Raw genomic sequence first — 16,533 nt, 5'->3', positions numbered from 1 at the left:
CCGATACGTTCACCCATCAGCGTGGCACCCCACCATCAGCGCCACGCAGGTCCTTGCTGTCTCGCGAAAGGCCCCCGCATGCTCTCCGGGAACGGTCGTCACCGTCGCCCCCGCCAGGCACCCGCTCTCGTCGTCGCCGCCGGTGTGACCGGCTCAGCCATCGCCATTCCCCTCCTCGGCGCCACCGGCGCGAGCGCGGCCAGCGGGACGACCTGGGACCGCGTCGCGGAGTGCGAGACCGGTGGCTCCTGGAGTGCCGACACGGGCAACGGGTACTACGGCGGGCTGCAACTCTCCCAGGACGACTGGGAGAAGTACGGCGGTCTCACCTACGCCGCGAGCGCGGACCGGGCCAGCCGTTCGCAGCAGATCGCCGTCGCCGAGAAGGTCCTCGCGGACCAGGGTGTCGGCGCGTGGGCGACCTGCGGTCCGCTCGTGGGGCTCGACACGGACTCCGCGTCGGCGCGGGTCGACACGGGTGTGGCCGGTGACGCGTCTAGTACGCCGTTGGATACGAGATCCGGTGATTCGGGCAGTCTGTCCAACTCGCTTGGATTGTCCAACTCGTCCAGCGGCTCCTACTCCGGCGGTACCGCCAGCTCCGACGGCTCAAGTGCGGCCAACGGGTCGAATGGTTCCAACAGTTCCAATGGGGTCGACAGCTCCAATGAGCCCAGCGGATCCGACACGCCTACGAATTCGGCCAATCCCACCGAATCCACTGAATCCTCCGAATCCACCCCGTCCTCCGGCTCCACCTCCTCGACGCCCTCCACCCCTTCCGGCACCTCCACCCCCTCCTCGGGGTCCGAGTCCAGTCAATCCCCCGAATCGGGCGAATCCGTACTGAACTCCCCGTCTCCTGACGTGTCATCGAGTACGCCGAGCACCTCGAACCTCACCGACACGGGCGCCCTCCTCGGCCTCGGCAAGCACCGCGGGGACAGCGCGAACGAGGAAGCGGCGGACGGTCGTACCGTCGAATCCTCCGGGCGGCACGCCTCGCGCAGTGGTGCCACCACCCGCGCCGCTGCCGACGGTTCGTACACCGTCCGGGAGGGCGACAGCCTCGCGGGGATCGCCGACTCCCTTGGTGTGCAAGGCGGATGGTCCACCCTCTACGCCGAGAACAAGGACTCCCTCGGCACCGACCCGAACCTCATCCTCCCCGGTCAGACGCTGGATGTCGGGGTCGAGTCGGGTAGCTAGCAGGCGCCGGAAACAGCCCACGAACAGCGGGAGTTCACGTCACACTTCGAGCCGAATGTCCGGTTTGGCGAAAGTGTGGGATGAGTCTCAGAAGCCCTGATCGTCTTTGAAATTCCGCCGATCGCGTGTCTACGGTCATGACCGCTCGCCAACACGAGCCCCGGTTGCCGCAACGCCGAATCCTGCCAGCGGCCGCCCGGGAACAGTCGTCGCGTCAAGCGCCGTAGGCAGGAGCGGGGGACCCAAGGTAAGTGCCGGGCCCGGCAGTTGAGGCGACTCAGCGCCGGAACCGGCTTGGGGTGAAGCCACGCCTCCCACGGAGGTGTGGCCGGGCAACTCAACCGGCCCGAACCCGACAGCTCACCTCGCAGGCGTCGGTGAGGGGATCCAACCATGCTGTTTTCCGGCAAGGGCAAGCACCGTCGTCCGTCCAAGACCGCTCGCGCCATCGCCGCCGTCGGTGTCACCGGTGCCGCCGCCGTCGCCGCCCCGCTGATGGCGGCCGGCAACGCCTCCGCCGCCACCGCCTCCGAGTGGGACGCGGTCGCCCAGTGCGAGTCCGGCGGCAACTGGTCCATCAACACCGGCAACGGCTACTACGGCGGTCTGCAGTTCTCCGCCTCGACCTGGGCTGCGTACGGCGGTACGCAGTACGCCGCCACGGCCGACCAGGCCAGCAAGGCGCAGCAGATACAGATCGCCGAGAAGGTGCTCGCGGGTCAGGGCAAGGGCGCCTGGCCGCACTGCGGCAAGGGCCTGTCGAACGCCACCTACACCGGCGGCGGCTCCACCGACAGCGGCTCGTCGCAGAGCACCGAGCAGAGCACCGAGACCAGCACGCGTGCGACCGAGCAGCAGTCGGCCTCCCGTTCGCAGGAGCGTCCGGCCGCGAAGGAGACGGTCACCACCCCGACCGGCGGCAAGGTCAAGAAGGGTGACGGCGAGTACAAGGTTGTCGAGGGCGACACCCTCAGCACCATCGCCGCCGAGCACGATGTCAAGGGCGGCTGGGAGAAGCTGTTCGAGCTGAACAAGGACATCGTCGAGGACGCCGACCTCATCTACCCGGGCCAGCAGCTGCACCTGAAGTAATACGGGTCCAGCTACGGTCCGAGGGACGGACTCCCGTGAGGGTTCCCCCCGTTCCCCACGGGCTCCCCGCCCCGGTGCGTGTTCCCCCGTACGCACCGGGGCGGGGCTTTTTGTGTCACCGTTGCCCACCGGCGTCTTTGTTCCGTTCGGAAACAATTTACTCTCGGTTCCGTCCACGGGGTGGGCGACCGGCTGGCCGATCGCACGGAGCCGGTTAGGCTCGTCTCGCAGAGCCGCTGCGGTCCTGCTAAACCGCGTCACATCCACGAAGGAGATGCTCGTGCCGTCCATCGACGTCGTCGTAGCCCGGGAAATCCTGGACTCCCGAGGCAACCCCACGGTCGAGGTCGAGGTCGGCCTCGACGACGGCAGCACGGGTCGTGCCGCCGTCCCGTCCGGCGCCTCCACGGGCGCCTTCGAGGCCATCGAGCTCCGCGACGGCGACCCCAACCGTTACCTCGGCAAGGGCGTCGAGAAGGCCGTCCTGGCCGTCATCGAGCAGATCGGCCCTGAGCTGGTCGGCTACGACGCCACCGAGCAGCGCCTGATCGACCAGGCGATGTTCGACCTGGACGCCACCGACAACAAGGGCTCCCTCGGCGCCAACGCCATCCTCGGCGTCTCGCTCGCCGTCGCGCACGCCGCCTCCGAGGCCAGCGACCTCCCCCTCTTCCGCTACCTGGGCGGCCCCAACGCGCACCTGCTGCCGGTGCCGATGATGAACATCCTGAACGGCGGCTCGCACGCCGACTCCAACGTGGACATCCAGGAGTTCATGATCGCCCCGATCGGCGCGGAGTCCTTCTCCGAGGCCCTGCGCTGGGGCGCCGAGGTCTACCACACGCTGAAGAAGGTCCTGAAGAGCAAGGGCCTGGCCACCGGCCTCGGCGACGAGGGCGGCTTCGCCCCGAACCTGGACTCCAACCGCGCCGCCCTCGACCTCATCCTCGAGGCCATCAAGGAGGCCGGCTACACCCCCGGCGAGCAGATCGCCCTCGCGCTCGACGTGGCCGCGTCCGAGTTCTACAAGGACGGCGTGTACGTCTTCGAGGGCAAGGAGCGCTCGGCCACCGAGATGACCGAGTACTACGCCGAGCTGGTCGAGGCGTACCCGCTGGTCTCCATCGAGGACCCGCTGTTCGAGGACGACTGGGAGGGCTGGAAGACCATCACCGCCAAGCTCGGTGACAAGGTCCAGCTCGTCGGCGACGACCTGTTCGTCACCAACCCGGAGCGCCTGGCCCGCGGCATCGAGGAGGGCGCGGCCAACGCGCTGCTCGTCAAGGTCAACCAGATCGGCTCGCTGACCGAGACCCTGGACGCCGTCGAGCTGGCCCAGCGCAACGGCTTCAAGTGCATGATGTCCCACCGCTCCGGCGAGACCGAGGACGTCACCATCGCCGACCTGGCCGTCGCCACCAACTGCGGCCAGATCAAGACCGGCGCCCCGGCCCGCTCCGAGCGCGTCGCCAAGTACAACCAGCTGCTGCGCATCGAGGAGATCCTCGACGACGCCGCGGTGTACGCGGGCCGCTCGGCCTTCCCCCGCTTCAAGGGCTGACAACAGACAGTAGGAAGCGTCGTACGTACGTCCCCGCACCCGGTCCCGTACCGTGTGCGGGGACGTACGCGCGTGGACGGGAGGCGGAAGCCAGATGGCCGTGAAGGACCGGGACCGTTTCTCCACCGCGACCAGGATCCGGCTGCTCGGCGAGCAGACGGCGGCCCGCGTCTACCGCTCGCAGACCCGCCGCCAGGCCCGCCGCTCCCGGCTCACCGGCCGCGCCGCCCTGCTCGCCCTCGTCGTCTGCTCCCTGGTCGTCGCCCTCGCCTACCCGATAAGGCAGTACGTCGCCCAGCGCGCCGAGATCGCCGACCTGCGGCGGGAGAAGGAACAGGCCCAGCAGCGGGTCGAGGAACTGCGCGACCTCAAGGCACGCTGGCAGGACGACGCGTACGCGGAGCAGCAGATCCGCGAGCGGCTGCACTACGTCATGCCCGACGAGACCGGCTACATCGTGATCGACCCGGACGCGGTCAAGCAGTCGCGCACCGACCTGGGTGTGGCCGACCGCCCCTGGTACACGAACGTCTGGGACGGCGTCGACAAGTCGGACGCCTCCGACCAGTGACCACAAGAGAAAGAACGTCATGCAAACGCCCCCGCCGCCCACCCCGCGCACCGAGCCCACCGACGCGGACGTCGAGGCCTTCAAGCAGCAGCTCGGGCGGCCGCCGCGCGGACTGCGCGCGATCGCGCACCGGTGCCCGTGCGGGCAGCCGGACGTCGTGGAGACGGCCCCGCGGCTGCCCGACGGTACGCCCTTCCCGACGCTGTACTACCTGACGTGCCCGCGGGCCTCGTCCGCCATCGGCACACTGGAGGCCGAGGGCGTGATGAAGGAGATGACGGCCCGGCTGGAGAGCGACCCGGAGCTCGCCGCGGCGTACCGCGCCGCGCACGAGGACTACATCCGGCGCCGGGACGAGATCGAGGAGCTGAAGGGCTTTCCGAGCGCGGGCGGCATGCCGGACCGGGTGAAGTGCCTGCACGTGCTGGTCGCCCACTCCCTGGCGGCCGGGCCGGGCGTGAACCCGCTCGGCGACGAGGCCCTGGCCATGCTGCCGGAGTGGTGGCGCAAGGGGCCGTGTGTGTCCGGGGTGAACTCCGCGGGGGACTCCGTGGCGAACTCCGGGGCGAACGAGGAGGACGACCAGTGACCCATGTGGCCGCCATCGACTGCGGTACGAACTCCATCCGGCTCCTCGTCGCCGATGTCGACCCGGCCACCGGGGAACTCGTCGATCTGGACCGCCGCATGACCATCGTGCGCCTCGGCCAGGGCGTCGACCGCACGGGCCGGCTCGCCCCCGAGGCGCTGGAGCGCACCTTCGCCGCCTGCCGCGACTATGCGGCGATCATCAAGGAGCACGGCGCCGAGCGGCTCCGCTTCGTCGCCACGTCCGCCTCCCGGGACGCCGAGAACCGGGACGAGTTCGTGCGCGGGGTCATGGACATCCTGGGGGTCGAGCCCGAGGTCATCACCGGGGACCAGGAGGCCGAGTTCTCCTTCACGGGCGCGACGAAGGAACTGGCGGAGCACGATCACCTGCCCAAGCCCTACCTGGTGGTGGACATCGGCGGCGGGTCGACCGAGTTCGTCGTCGGTGAGGAGCACGTCCGCGCGGCGCGCTCCGTTGACGTCGGCTGCGTGCGGATGACCGAGCGTCACCTGGTCCGCGACGGCGTGGTCTCCGACCCGCCCTCAGAGGAGCAGATCGCGGCGATGCGGGCCGACATCGAGGCGGCCCTCGACCTCGCCGAGCGGACGGTGCCGCTGCGGGAGGCGAAGACGCTGGTGGGGCTCGCCGGTTCGGTCACCACGGTGTCGGCGATCGCCCAGGACCTACCCGAGTACGACTCGACCCGCATCCATCACTCCCGGGTCACCCTGGGCCGGGTCCGCGAGATCACCGACTGGCTGCTGCACTCCACGCACGCCGAGCGTGCGGCCGTACCCTCCATGCATCCGGGGCGAGTTGACGTCATCGCGGCGGGAGCGCTGGTGCTGCTCTCGATCATGGAACGGATCGGCGCCGGGGAGGTCGTGGTGAGCGAGCACGACATCCTCGACGGCATCGCCTTCAAAGCGGCGGAGGACGCCGTTTCTACTGGTCAGTAGCCATCGGCTGAGCAGGTCGGCCGGCGTATGAGCGCGTCCGAGGGGGCCCTTCCGGCCCTCTCGGCGGCCCCTCGGAGACGCCCGCCGAAGAAAGTTCGTGAAGTTCTTCACAAGGATTTCGGCCCCGTCGGATCACGGAGGGGTGCCGGTTGACCCTTCCGAGGGGTGAACACGCACTTGAACATGTTCAGATGGCTGGTGTAAGGGTGCCCCGGGGTCTCCTCGCCGGAGCGGGTTTCGGCCCGCTCACAGAGGGCTCAGAACCCCAGAGAGGCAGCTCACGCGGCCTTGACGACGGTCGGCCCTACACGATGGTTCCCCTCGGCCGCCATGATCTCGGTCACGCGGGCCGCGCAGTGTAGCAGAGGGCGTGGGGAAGCTTGTGAAGGGGCGCACGAGCTACCCCTCCGGGGCGGGTGGATACTCGATGGCATGAGCACCACGGAGCGTCCCAGGATCCTCGTAGTAGGCGGTGGGTACGTAGGCCTGTACGCGGCTCGGCGCATCCTGAAGAAGATGCGCTACGGCGAGGCGACCGTCACGGTCGTCGACCCCCGGTCGTACATGACCTACCAGCCCTTCCTCCCCGAAACCGCCGCCGGCAACATCTCCCCGCGCCACGTCGTCGTCCCGCTGCGACGCGTGCTGCCGAAGGCGGAGGTGCTCACCGGTCGGGTCACCACCATCGACCAGGACCGCAAGGTCGCCACCATCGCCCCGCTGGTCGGCGAGGCGTACGAGCTTCCCTTCGACTACCTCGTCGTCGCGCTCGGCGCGGTCTCCCGCACCTTCCCGATCCCCGGCCTCGCCGAGCAGGGCATCGGTATGAAGGGCATCGAGGAGGCCATCGGCCTGCGCAACCACGTCCTCGAACAGCTCGACAAGGCCGACTCCACGAACGACGAGGAGATCCGCCGCAAGGCGCTCACCTTCGTCTTCGTCGGCGGTGGCTTCGCCGGTGCGGAGACCATCGGTGAGGTCGAGGACATGGCCCGGGACGCGGCCAAGTACTACAACAACGTGTCCCGTGAGGACATGCGCTTCATCCTCGTCGACGCCGCCGACAAGATCCTTCCCGAGGTCGGGCCCAAGCTGGGCACGTACGGCAAGGAGCACCTGGAGAGCCGGGGCGTGGAGGTCTACCTCTCCACCTCCATGGACTCCTGCGTCGACGGTCACGTGGTGCTGAAGAACGGCCTCGAGGTCGACGCCAACACCGTCGTCTGGACGGCGGGCGTCAAGCCGAACCCGGCGCTGGCCCGCTACGGCCTCCCGCTCGGCCCGCGCGGTCACATCGACTGCGAGCCGACGCTCCAGGTCAAGGGCACGGACTACATCTGGGCCGCGGGCGACAACGCCCAGGTGCCCGACCTCGCCGCCCGCAAGGCCGGCGTGGAGAACGCCTGGTGCCCGCCGAACGCCCAGCACGCGCTGCGCCAGGCCAAGGTGCTCGGCGACAACGTGGTCTCCGGGATGCGGGGCTTCCCGCAGAAGGAGTACAGCCACGCCAACAAGGGCGCGGTGGCGGGTCTCGGCCTGCACAAGGGCGTGGCGATGATCGTCATGGGCAAGATGAAGATCAAGCTGCGCGGGCGCCTGGCCTGGTACATGCACCGTGGCTACCACGGCATGGCGATGCCGACCTGGAACCGCAAGATCCGCGTCTTCGCCGACTGGACGCTCGGCATGTTCCTCAAGCGCGAGGTCGTCGCGCTCGGCGCCCTGGAGTCTCCGCGCGAGGAGTTCTACGAGGCGGCGAAGCCGGCCCCGGTCGCCGCCGCGAGCAAGACCGGGGAGAAGGCGAAGGCCTCCTGACCGCCGGTCACTCCTGAGCACCCCAGAAGGGGCCGCCTGCCATCCGTGGTGCGGGCGGCCCCTTCGGCGTGTGTGCGCTCCGAGGCCTTCGGCGATCAGGTGGCCTGGGCGCGCTTGTCGGCGGGCACCTGGATGCTGTCGACGAGCTTCTTGTGGTCCGATTTCACGATGTCCGGCTGTACGTCGGTGCCGATCGTCGCGATCTGGATCACGTGATCGCCCACGTCGATCAAGCCGATGTGGCCGACGGTGCCGTCAGGGGACCTGACGTCCGCATGGAGGGAGTGATGGCCGTCGGCCGTGGTGCCCTCGCGGACGTTGGCACTGGTGACTTTCTCATCGGAGGACTTCGCGGTCTCGTTGTAGCCCATCAGGTAGCCCTTGAGGGCGACCTTGAGATCTGTCTGACCGAAACCGGGCGCGTCGACGACCGAGAACTGGACGACCTCTGAGTCGGCCGTTGCTACATACGTACGACCACCAGGCACCTTCTGGGCCTTGGTCTTCTCGGGAAGCTGGGCGGTGATGCCGCTCGGAGCGTCCTTCGTCTCCACCCATCGCGCCTCAGCCACGGCGACGCTCGTGATGTCCGGTGCCGGGGCCGCGAACGCGGTGCTCGGCAGGAGGGCCCCTCCGGTGATCACCGTGGTCGAAGCGGTGAGCAGGGCGAGGCGCTGGAAGCGGGAAAGACGAGTCATGGCCGTTCACATCCGAATGAAGTAGGGAAAGCGGATATGTCCATTACGGCCCGCCGCCCGAAGCCCGTCATGCCACGGCCTTCCGTGACAGGGAAACTCGGGACTTGACCCATGTCGGCGCGTCCCGCACCATGCCCTCGACCTGACACGGACCGCGATGCCACGACCGTCCTGGACAGCGCACGGGTGCTCTGACAATTTGCCCGAACGTGATGCCGTGGCGGGACGGCGTCGCGGGCATTCTGGTGTTTACGTGGTGACCGACATTCCGGGATCGCTGTCACGGAGGTGTGCGCCATGGCTGACGCCGCGTCGCGGCTGAAGGGGCTACTCGAGCAGGTGCTGGGAACTCCGCTCCCGGTGCGTATCCGCGCCTGGGACGGTTCGCAGGCGGGTCCGCCGGACGCGCCTGTCCTCGTCGTACACAACCGGCGCGCGCTGCGCCGACTGCTGTGGAAGCCCGGTGAACTGGGCCTGGCCCGCGCCTGGGTCGCCGGGGAGCTCGATGTCGAGGGCGATCTGTACACCGCCCTCGATCTGCTGGCCGGCCTGATCTGGGAGCGCGATGAGGACGCCCGCGGCCTTCGCGAGGCCCTGCGCGACCCCGAGGTACGCGCCGCCGTCCGGGGCCTGGTACGCCTCGCCGGACCCGCGCTGCCGCCCGCCCCGCCTCGCGAGGAGGTGCGCAGGCCCCGCCGTCACCTGCACACCAAGCGCAGCGACAAACGCGCCATCAGCCACCACTACGACGTGGGCAACGACTTCTACGAGATCGTCCTCGGGCCGTCCATGGTGTACTCCTGTGCCTACTGGCCCACCCCGGACAGCACTCTGGAGACCGCCCAGCGCGACAAGCTCGAACTCGTCTGCAACAAGCTCGCCCTGACCCCCGGTCAGCGGCTCCTCGACGTCGGCTGCGGCTGGGGTTCCATGGCCATCCACGCCGCCCGCGAGCACGGCGTGAGCGTCGTCGGCATCACGCTGTCCCACGAGCAGGCGGCGTACGCCCGCAAGCGCGTCGCCGACGAGGGCCTGACCGACCGGGTCGAGATCCGGGTGCAGGACTACCGAGACGTCCGCGACGGGCCCTACGACGCCATCTCCTCCATCGGTATGGCCGAACACGTCGGCGCCGAGCGGTATCTGCGGTACGCGCAGGATCTGTACGCCCTGCTCGCGCCGGGCGGGCGGCTGCTCAATCACCAGATCGCGCGGCGGCCGCAGAGGGATGAGTCGGCCTACAACGTCGACGAGTTCATCGACTCCTACGTCTTTCCCGACGGCGAGCTGCAGCCCATCGGCATGACCGTCACCCAGCTGGAACGCGCCGGGTTCGAGGTGCGCGACGTGGAGTCGATCCGCGAGCACTACGCCCTCACCCTGCGCCGCTGGGTCGCCAACCTGGAGGCCGACTGGGCCCGCGCGGTCAGGCTGACCAGCCCCGGCCGCGCCCGCGTCTGGCGGCTGTACATGGCCGCCTCGGCGCTGTCCTTCGAGCACAACCGCATCGGCGTCAATCAGGTCCTGGCGGTGAGGACACCCGAATCCGGTGACTCCGGGATGCCGTTGCGGGCCCGTGAGTGGGGTGAGCCCGAGCGCCGTTGAGCCGGACGCAAGAGGTCGCAAGAGGACGTAAGCGGAAGGGCCGGGCTCCCCCGTCGCGGGGAAGCCCGGCCCTTCGGTGTGTCCAGGCGAGGTCACTCGGCCTTGATCGCGTTCAGCATGTTCAGCCGCGCCGCGTTGCGGGCCGGCCACAGCGCGGCCAGGACGCCCACCAGCCCGGCCAGCACCAGGAAGATCCCGATCCGGTCCCAGGGCAGGACCAGCGCGTAGCCCGGGATCTGGTCCGCGATGGTCTCGCCGATCGCCCAGCCGAGGAACGAGCCGAGACCGATGCCGATCACCGCGCCGAACACCGAGATGACCACGGCCTCCAGCCGGACCATCCGCTTCACCCGGCGCCGGTCGAGACCGATCGCCCGCAGCATGCCGATCTCCTGCTGCCGTTCGAAGACCGACATCGCGAGGGTGTTGACGACGCCCAGCACCGCGATGATCAGGGCCATCGCCAGCAGGCCGTACATGATGTTCAGCAGGGTGTTGATGGCGCCGCCGAACTCGTTGCGGATGTCCTGCTGGTCCATGATCGTGATCGCGGGGTTGTCGCCCAGCGCGTCGATGAGGACCTTCTCGTTCGCCGAGGTCTGGCCGCCGTCCATCTTCACGAAGATCTGCGGGATGAACGGCTTGACCTCGTGCGGGTTCACGACCTTCGTGTCCACGAGGACGGGGGACAGGAATTCGCTGTCCTTGAAGACCGCGCCGACCGTCAGCGTGCCCTTCTTCTTGTCGTTGAAGGTGACGGGGACGCTGTCGCCGGTCTTCCAGCCCTTGCTCTTGGCCGTCTTCTCGGCGACCGCGATCTGCCCCTCGGCGAGCGAGCCGAGGTTGCCGCTGATGACGTCGACATTCAGGACCTGTTCGATGTCGCCCGGTGTGACCGCCGACCCGGACACGAAGTCGTCGTTCCCGAGCTCGAAGTAGACGCTCTGCTGCGGCGAGACCGCCGAGACGCCCCCGGCCTTCTGAAGCGCCGTCAGTGCGGACTGGTCGAGGTCCCCGCCGTTCGCCATCGAGACCATGTAGTCGGCCTTGATGTTGTCCGTGGTCATCTTGTCGATGGCCGTGCCGACCGTGGCACCGAGCACCGACAGGCCGGTCACCAGCGTCAGTCCGATCGCCAGCGCCGAGGCGGTGGCGCCGGTACGGCGGGGATTGCGGACCGCGTTCTGGCCGGCCAGCTTTCCGGAGACCCCGAAGGGGCCGACGAGCAGCGGACGGACGAGCGCGATCACGGGCCGGGACAGCAGCGGGATCAAGATGATCACGCCGACCAGCGCGAAGAACGCGCCCGCCGCGATGAGGATTCGTCCGTTGTCGCCGCCGCCCGAGGCACCCGCCACGATCCCGACCGCGCCGAGGGCGGTGATGGCCGCGCCGATGGAGTTGCGCACCACCAGCGACTTGGTGGTGGCCACCGCGTGGACGCTGCTCATGGCCGCCACCGGCGGGATCTTCGCCGCCCGGCGGCCGGGCAGCCAGGCGGCGAACATCGTGATCAGCACACCGACGCCGATCGCGGCGATCACCGGCGTGGCGGACAGGACCAGCGGGCCGTCCGGAATCTTCATCTCGAACGCGGCCATGCCGGACCGCAGTCCGACCGCCAGCCCGATGCCGAGGACGAACCCGATCACCGAGGCGACCAGGCCCACCACCGCGGCCTCGGCGAGCACCGACCGGGTGATCTGCTTGCGCGACGCACCGACGGCGCGCATCAGCGCGATCTCCTTGGTGCGCTGGGCGACCAGCATCGTGAAGGTGTTGGAGATCAGGAAGATCCCGACGAAGAGCGCGATACCCGCGAAGCCGAGCAGGACCTGCTTCAGCGAGCCAAGACCCTGCTCGATCTGCCGGGCCTGCTCGTCCGCGAGCGCCTGGCCGGTCTGGGCCTCGGCGGATGTGGGCAGCAGCGGCTCGACCGCGTCAAGGATCTTCGCGTCGTCCGCGCCGGGGGCGGCGGTGACGGTGACGCTCGCGAAGTAGCCGGGCTTGAGGTACTGCTTCTGAGCGACCGCGGTGTCGAAGAGGACGAGGCTGCCGCCGGCGTTCACGGCGCCGTCCTCGGTGGTGAACACGCCGCTGAGGGTGTACTCCTTCACCGGCCCGTTGGTCGCGACCCGGACCCGGTCGCCGACCTGGTACTCGCCCTTGGCCGCGGACTCCTTGTCCAGGGCGATCTGATCGTCCTTCACCGGGCCGGAGCCGTCGGTGAACGTGTAGGCGGGGTCCTTGCCGTCCTTGCCGGGGGCGAAGTTGGAGCCCTTGTTGGACCAGCCGACGCCGATCAGCTTCCCGTCGGGGTCGGCGACCCCGGCGAAGCCGTCCACGCGGCCGTGCGCGGCGGCGACGCCGTCCACCGCGGAGATCTCATCGAGGGTCTTCCGGGAGAGGCCGGGCTCCTCCTTGGGGTCGTCCGGGTTGGCGTACGAGGTGATGGCGACGGCGACGTTGTCGTAGCTCTTCGCCGACTGGTTGCGGAAGGCGTTGGAGAGGGTGTCGGCGAAGACCAGCGTCCCCGACACGAACGCCACGCCGAGCATCACGGCGAGCACGGTCATCAGGAGCCGGGCCTTGTGCGCGAGTACGTTGCGCAGGGCGGTGCGGAACATGGAAGTCTCAGTCCTGGATCTGTGGGTGAGGGAGCGTCAGCTCGTGCGGCCCAGCGTCAGCTCGTGCGGCCCTTGGCGTCGAAGCGCTTCATGCGGTCGAGGACCGAGTCCGCGGTCGGCCCGTACACCTCGTCCACGATCCGGCCGTCGGCGAGGAACACCACCCGGTCGGCGTAGGCCGCCGCCACCGGGTCGTGGGTGACCATGACCACCGTCTGGCCCAGCTCGCGCACGGAGTTGCGCAGGAAGCCCAGCACCTCGGCACCGGAGCGGGAGTCGAGGTTTCCGGTCGGCTCGTCGCCGAAGATGATGTCGGGGCGGGAGGCCAGGGCACGGGCGACGGCGACGCGCTGCTGCTGGCCGCCGGAGAGCTGGGACGGGCGGTGGCTGAGCCGGTCCCTCAGACCCACCATCTGGATCACGGTGTCCAGCCACTGCTTGTCCGGCTTGCGGCCGGCGATGTCCATCGGAAGGGTGATGTTCTCCAGGGCGGTCAGCGTCGGCAGCAGGTTGAACGCCTGGAAGATGAAGCCGATCTTGTCGCGGCGCAACTTGGTGAGCTGCTTGTCCTTCAGGGAGCCAAGCTCGGTGTCGCCGATGCGCACCGAGCCGGAGGAGAAGGTGTCGAGGCCTGCGACGCAGTGCATCAGGGTGGACTTGCCGGAACCGGATGGACCCATGATCGCGGTGAACTCGGCCTGCCGGAACTCGACGGAGACCCGGTCCAGGGCGACCACCTGGGTCTCGCCCTGTCCGTAGATCTTCGACAGATCCGTGGCGCGCGCGGCCACGGTGGTGGTCCGGCCGGCGACGGGTGTGGTGGTCACGGGGAGGCTCTCCTGTCGGGACGACGGTGCTGCTTGGGACGTGCTCCATCGTCTCGGCCGTACGGCGCCGTGTAGTCAGTCGCTGTTCCGGTTCTGGGGGCAGACTGCGGTCGGACTGCGCGCGCCCGTGTCATACCTGCGGATGACGAGCGGGCCCTACGGGATCCCTGGACGGGGGCACCTGTCGAGAACAGGTGGAGCCCCCTCATTCGGGCGGTGTTCGGACGGTGAAATTCCGTCATTCCGCATGCGCGGCGGACTCTCGCCGGTAAGGCTATTGGCAAGTGCGGATGGCTCGTACCGAGTGCTGATGCACCCTCAGACGTCAATAAAATAAGACAACATCGGTCCGCCCTTCCGCTGTTCGGGGGATGTATCCCGATAGGCTCGGAACCTCGACGCGGAGCCCATGGCCTGCCCGGATGGTGGAATGCAGACACGGCGAGCTTAAACCTCGCTGCCCCTCGCGGGCGTACCGGTTCGAGTCCGGTTCCGGGCACCAACCGCTGCACCGCAGTCCGAGTCATCGAACTGCTCCGGTCATGTGCGAGGCGACCTGTCCCGTTTGTGGCACTCTGTCCGCTGCGCGAGACGGAGGACACAGTGACTGCCGACACCGACCTGGGCCCCCTCGGGTGTCGGTGCCGCGGAGAACCTCACCGCCCATCATGCCGTCGCCTCCCTCGCCGTCGGCGCCGTGGTCCTCCTCCAAGCGGCGGAGTCGACATGGCTGCTGGAGCGCCCGAGTCTTCGTCACCCGTCCGGACAGCCTGACGCGACAGCCGTCCGTCACCCGGAAAGGCTGGACTTCCCGTGCCGGATGGGGGGTCGGCATGTCCCGCTTACCGATTGGAGATCCCATGCGCGGTAACCGCATACGCGCCGCCACCAAGATCAGTCTCGCTCTGGCTCTGCTGGGTCTGGTCACTCCCACCGTCACCGCCGCAGCCCAGCCCGCACAGACCATCCAGACCCGCACCGTCGTGCTGCCGCTGAGCGGCACCTTCGACGAGCCGGACGCGGAGCCGATCAACATTACCGGCAGCATCCGCGTCACGGTCATCACCCAGACCAACCCCGGCGGCGGTGGCACCGCACGCATCGTCAGCAACCTGCGCCGCACCACCGGCGTCGGGGAGGAGACCGGCGACACCTACCGCTTCGCCGGTGCCGATGTCGCGACCCGCGCCTATCCGCCGGACCCGATCACACCGCTGGAGATCACCCCGGTCTTCCTCAAGTTCTGGCCGCCCGGCCCGGTCCTCCCTCCCAACCCGGTCCGGCCCGTCGAGATCGTGGTCAGTGTCGCGGGCAACGGCGCCATCACCGACATCTCCGCTGAAGTCGCAGACGACGCCGGTCCAGAGACATGAGCGCACCGACCGGGGCTCCCTGAGTACGGGGATGCTCAGGCCGCGGGTTGGTCGGGTCCACGGCAACTCGACCACCCGCCCGTGCTCCCAGGCCGGAGGAGAGGCGGACTCCCACTGGCGGCAGCGGCCACGGTCTCCGCCGTTTGTCTGCATCGGCCATCGCGGACTTCACCCCCGCAGACCCGTTGACACTCGGTGGATGGGAGCGGAGACTCGCATCCCGGAAGCAGGTGAAGTTAATTTCACTATGCGAACCCACCTCGTGAACAGGCGAAGGGAACGCCCGATGCGTACCACCGTCGGCATCATCGGAGCCGGTCCGGCCGGGCTGCTGCTCGCTCGGCTGTTGCACAACGCCGGGATCGACTCGGTCGTACTGGAGAGCCACGACCGGGCCTACGTCGAACGGCGGCAGCGGGCGGGGATCCTGGAGCAGGGGACGGTGGACGTGTTGCGCGCGGCCGGGGCCGGGGAGCGGATGGACCGGGACGGACTGCGGCACGACGGCATCGAACTGCGCTTCGACCGACGCCGCCACCGCGTCGACTTCCCCGCCCTGACCGGCGGCCGCTCCGTGATGGTGTACGCCCAGACGGAGGTGTGCAAGGACCTCATCGCCCTGCAACTGAAGGACGGCGGCCCGCTGTTGTTCGAGGCGGAGGCGCTCGCCGTCGAGGACGCGCAGAGCGAGCGGCCGCGCGTGCGTTTCCGGCACGCGGGGAGCGAGGACGTACTGGAGTGCGATTACGTCGTCGGATGCGACGGTTTCTGGGGCGTCGCCCGCAAGGCGGTGCCCGCCGCGCTGTCCCGGGTGTACGAACGGACGTACCCGTTCGGGTGGCTCGGCATCCTCGCCGACGTACCGCCCTCCCACGACGAGCTGGTCTACGCCCGCCACGACCGCGGCTTCGCCCTGCTGTCCATGCGGTCGACGTCCGTGTCCCGTCTCTACCTCCAGGTGCCGGACGGCACGGACGCCGAGGAGTGGGCCGACGACAGGATCTGGGCGGAGCTGGAGCGGCGGTTCGAGACCGCCGACGGATGGCGGCTGCGGCGTGGGCCGATCACCCAGAAGTCGGTCACACCCATGCGGTCCTTCGTGCACGAGCCGATGCGGCACGGGCGGCTCTTCCTCGCCGGCGACGCCGCGCACATCGTGCCGCCGACCGGCGCCAAGGGCCTCAACCTGGCCGTCGGCGACGTCGTCACCTTCGCGCGGGCACTGACACACCACAAGCAGACCGGATCGGCCGAACTGCTCGACATCTATTCGGAGACCTGCCTGCGCCGCGTCTGGCAGGCCGAGCGGTTCTCGTACGACATGACGACACTGCTGCACCGGGCCCCGGACGCCACTCCCTTCGAGGACCGGCTCCAGCTCGCCCGGCTGGAACGGATCGCGACCTCGCGCGCCGTGGAGACCGACCTCGCCGAGGCGTACACCGGCTTCCCACTGCACTGAGCGCCGCACTGATCGCTGCACCGACCGCCGCCCCGGCCGTGCGGCTTGATCACCGGCCGGTTCCGGCCATGTACCGAGTTCGTCAGGAATGACGCCCTCCGCTGGCGGGAATCACGCACCCGGCTAGCGTGTTGCGGAGCAG

The 16,533-nt window shown here is 69.1% G+C and carries 13 protein-coding genes, 1 tRNA gene and 1 riboswitch; of the genes, 11 read left to right on the top strand and 3 right to left on the bottom strand.

The genetic code is table 11. The annotated features are described in order from the left end of the window. Nucleotides 1–78 precede the first annotated feature (78 nt). From SSP24_RS22245 to SSP24_RS22215, 7 genes are all read left to right on the top strand, one after another. Entirely contained in the window at nucleotides 79–1,209 is a 1,131-nt protein-coding gene (locus SSP24_RS22245; RefSeq protein WP_141311443.1) for a LysM peptidoglycan-binding domain-containing protein, read from the top strand. A 209-nt stretch (nucleotides 1,210–1,418) separates the two neighbouring features. Further along, nucleotides 1,419–1,598, top strand: a riboswitch (cyclic di-AMP (ydaO/yuaA leader). Nucleotides 1,599–1,602: 4 nt separating this feature from the next. Continuing rightward, nucleotides 1,603–2,301 carry a LysM peptidoglycan-binding domain-containing protein gene (locus tag SSP24_RS22240; protein WP_141311442.1) on the top strand — a complete coding sequence of 233 codons (699 nt, stop codon included), beginning with the start codon at nucleotides 1,603–1,605 and terminating at the stop codon, nucleotides 2,299–2,301. Nucleotides 2,302–2,581: 280 nt separating this feature from the next. Continuing rightward, nucleotides 2,582–3,862 carry a phosphopyruvate hydratase gene (gene eno, locus SSP24_RS22235; RefSeq protein ID WP_141311441.1) on the top strand — a complete coding sequence of 427 codons (1,281 nt, stop codon included), beginning with the start codon at nucleotides 2,582–2,584 and terminating at the stop codon, nucleotides 3,860–3,862. A 94-nt stretch (nucleotides 3,863–3,956) separates the two neighbouring features. After that, the gene (locus SSP24_RS22230; RefSeq protein ID WP_141311440.1) at nucleotides 3,957–4,433 is read left to right on the top strand and encodes an FtsB family cell division protein; all 477 of its coding nucleotides are present in this window, start codon (nucleotides 3,957–3,959) and stop codon (nucleotides 4,431–4,433) included. Between the two features lie 19 nt (nucleotides 4,434–4,452). Beyond that, nucleotides 4,453–5,022 carry a DUF501 domain-containing protein gene (locus SSP24_RS22225; RefSeq protein WP_141311439.1) on the top strand — a complete coding sequence of 190 codons (570 nt, stop codon included), beginning with the start codon at nucleotides 4,453–4,455 and terminating at the stop codon, nucleotides 5,020–5,022. Next, entirely contained in the window at nucleotides 5,019–5,984 is a 966-nt protein-coding gene (locus tag SSP24_RS22220) for a Ppx/GppA phosphatase family protein (RefSeq protein ID WP_141311438.1), read from the top strand. Before SSP24_RS22225 ends, SSP24_RS22220 begins: the two co-directional genes overlap by 4 nt. Nucleotides 5,985–6,416: 432 nt before the next feature. Then, nucleotides 6,417–7,799 carry an NAD(P)/FAD-dependent oxidoreductase gene (locus SSP24_RS22215; protein WP_141311437.1) on the top strand — a complete coding sequence of 461 codons (1,383 nt, stop codon included), beginning with the start codon at nucleotides 6,417–6,419 and terminating at the stop codon, nucleotides 7,797–7,799. A 95-nt stretch (nucleotides 7,800–7,894) separates the two neighbouring features. On the opposite strand, the gene SSP24_RS22210 is transcribed toward SSP24_RS22215, so the two are convergent. Then, nucleotides 7,895–8,497 (bottom strand): hypothetical protein, encoded by a 603-nt coding sequence (locus SSP24_RS22210; protein ID WP_141311436.1) that lies wholly within the window; start codon nucleotides 8,495–8,497, stop codon nucleotides 7,895–7,897. A gap of 297 nt (nucleotides 8,498–8,794) precedes the next feature. Here SSP24_RS22210 and SSP24_RS22205 point away from each other — a divergent pair, with 297 nt between their 5' ends. Continuing rightward, the gene (locus tag SSP24_RS22205; RefSeq protein WP_141311435.1) at nucleotides 8,795–10,102 is read left to right on the top strand and encodes a class I SAM-dependent methyltransferase; all 1,308 of its coding nucleotides are present in this window, start codon (nucleotides 8,795–8,797) and stop codon (nucleotides 10,100–10,102) included. Nucleotides 10,103–10,194: 92 nt separating this feature from the next. Here the strand turns inward: SSP24_RS22205 and SSP24_RS22200 are convergent, their stop codons facing one another. Both SSP24_RS22200 and SSP24_RS22195 read right to left on the bottom strand, forming a co-directional pair. After that, nucleotides 10,195–12,729 carry an ABC transporter permease gene (locus tag SSP24_RS22200; RefSeq protein ID WP_141311434.1) on the bottom strand — a complete coding sequence of 845 codons (2,535 nt, stop codon included), beginning with the start codon at nucleotides 12,727–12,729 and terminating at the stop codon, nucleotides 10,195–10,197. Nucleotides 12,730–12,785: 56 nt separating this feature from the next. Continuing rightward, nucleotides 12,786–13,556, bottom strand: coding sequence for an ABC transporter ATP-binding protein (locus SSP24_RS22195; protein WP_141311433.1), 771 nt, complete (start codon nucleotides 13,554–13,556; stop codon nucleotides 12,786–12,788). Nucleotides 13,557–13,972: 416 nt separating this feature from the next. Between SSP24_RS22195 and SSP24_RS22190 the strand changes: the two genes are divergently transcribed. From SSP24_RS22190 to SSP24_RS22180, 3 genes are all read left to right on the top strand, one after another. Continuing rightward, nucleotides 13,973–14,058, top strand: a tRNA-Leu gene (locus tag SSP24_RS22190). Nucleotides 14,059–14,416: 358 nt separating this feature from the next. Continuing rightward, a complete protein-coding gene (locus SSP24_RS22185) occupies nucleotides 14,417–14,929 on the top strand; it encodes a hypothetical protein (RefSeq protein WP_141311432.1) in 513 nt (170 codons plus the stop codon). A gap of 286 nt (nucleotides 14,930–15,215) precedes the next feature. After that, entirely contained in the window at nucleotides 15,216–16,391 is a 1,176-nt protein-coding gene (locus SSP24_RS22180; RefSeq protein ID WP_141311431.1) for a 4-hydroxybenzoate 3-monooxygenase, read from the top strand. The last annotated feature ends 142 nt before the right edge of the window (nucleotides 16,392–16,533 follow it).

This window comes from Streptomyces spinoverrucosus, assembly GCF_006539505.1.
Taxonomy (GTDB): Bacteria; Actinomycetota; Actinomycetes; order Streptomycetales; family Streptomycetaceae; genus Streptomyces; species Streptomyces spinoverrucosus.
This window is presented reverse-complemented; position numbering and strand designations above follow the sequence as displayed.

Bases quoted from the DNA above. Each gene is read 5' to 3' on its own strand.
- SSP24_RS22245 (WP_141311443.1), top strand. From the start codon at position 79: ATGCTCTCCGGGAACGGTCGTCACCGTCGCCCCCGCCAGGCACCCGCT.
- SSP24_RS22240 (WP_141311442.1), top strand. From the start codon at position 1,603: ATGCTGTTTTCCGGCAAGGGCAAGCACCGTCGTCCGTCCAAGACCGCT.
- SSP24_RS22230 (WP_141311440.1), top strand. From the start codon at position 3,957: ATGGCCGTGAAGGACCGGGACCGTTTCTCCACCGCGACCAGGATCCGG.
- SSP24_RS22225 (WP_141311439.1), top strand. From the start codon at position 4,453: ATGCAAACGCCCCCGCCGCCCACCCCGCGCACCGAGCCCACCGACGCG.
- SSP24_RS22215 (WP_141311437.1), top strand. From the start codon at position 6,417: ATGAGCACCACGGAGCGTCCCAGGATCCTCGTAGTAGGCGGTGGGTAC.
- SSP24_RS22210 (WP_141311436.1), bottom strand. From the start codon at position 8,497: ATGACTCGTCTTTCCCGCTTCCAGCGCCTCGCCCTGCTCACCGCTTCG.
- SSP24_RS22205 (WP_141311435.1), top strand. From the start codon at position 8,795: ATGGCTGACGCCGCGTCGCGGCTGAAGGGGCTACTCGAGCAGGTGCTG.
- SSP24_RS22200 (WP_141311434.1), bottom strand. From the start codon at position 12,729: ATGTTCCGCACCGCCCTGCGCAACGTACTCGCGCACAAGGCCCGGCTC.
- SSP24_RS22185 (WP_141311432.1), top strand. From the start codon at position 14,417: ATGCGCGGTAACCGCATACGCGCCGCCACCAAGATCAGTCTCGCTCTG.
- SSP24_RS22180 (WP_141311431.1), top strand. From the start codon at position 15,216: ATGCGTACCACCGTCGGCATCATCGGAGCCGGTCCGGCCGGGCTGCTG.